The sequence below is a fragment of the Gemella taiwanensis genome, from assembly GCF_054054385.1.
On record NZ_JBSMTL010000025.1, the window covers coordinates 1 to 1,022 of the forward strand.

Annotated in this window: 1 protein-coding gene; it reads right to left on the bottom strand. The window is 32.1% G+C overall.

Annotation, left to right across the window (positions count from 1 at the left end):
* On the bottom strand, nucleotides 1-1,022 hold a 1,022-nt coding region (locus tag ACWOA3_RS08825; protein ID WP_456885428.1), incomplete at both ends, for a pneumococcal-type histidine triad protein.

The following is a 1,022-nucleotide window of genomic DNA, read 5'->3' on the forward strand; positions in this document are numbered from 1 at the left end:
TCAGCAGGTTTTTCTACTTTGTTTTTAGGAATATAGTGGAAGTGATCACCATGACGTACTGTATAACCATTTTCATCTTCACTTACAATATCTTTTGGATTAAATGTATAATTATCTTCTGTACTTGATGAATCTTTATGTAGCTCTTGTTTTTCGTTATTTGTTGTATTGTTTTTTGGAATATTCACAGCTGTTGTATTTGTAGTAGCTGCTGGAGCTTTAGTGTTATTTACTAAGTATTCCCATTTTGTACCTACTAATTGAGAATAAGGTATTATGTGTTGGTGACTACCGTGTTTAACTATAAATCCAAAACTGTTTTTTCCTATTATATCATTTTCACCTTTAAAGATATATCCATCACTTGTTGGAGTTGTTATTCCTACAGTCGATGCTGGTAATGAACTGTTAGTTTCTACTTTGCTTGCTTGTGATAATTGAGATCTTGATAGTTCACTTTTCTTAATATAGTGGAAATGATCTCCATGACGTACTACATAACCATCTGCAGTTTCACTTACAATATCTTTAGGATTAAATGTGTAGTGATCTCCACTCTCTTTAGATTCACTAGTTTCTCCATGATGATGGTGATGTGCATGAGCTGAAATTTCTTTAGCAGTTTTCTCATCGACAATATTACTTTGATTTATGCCTTCTTTTGGATAGTAGTAATATTTACCATTAACTTTTATAACATAACCTTCTGCAAGTTCATATTGAATATCTTCATCTTTAAATTTATAATCCTTATTTTTATAAACTAATGAATCAAGAATTTTAGCGTTATATGGTACTAATCCTTTTTCAAAGTGACTGTGATCTCCGTGAAGTGTCACGTATCCATCATCAGTGATTTCACTAACGACAACAGAACTAACTTTGTCTGAGTAATTAATTTTCTTTGCTTGTGCTGTATTTTGTACTAGTGATGTTGTTTGAAATGTTTGCTGTTTTCCGTATTCGTAACCAGCGAAGGCTGATAGTCCGATTACAAGTGAACCACAGGCACTAGTAATAAT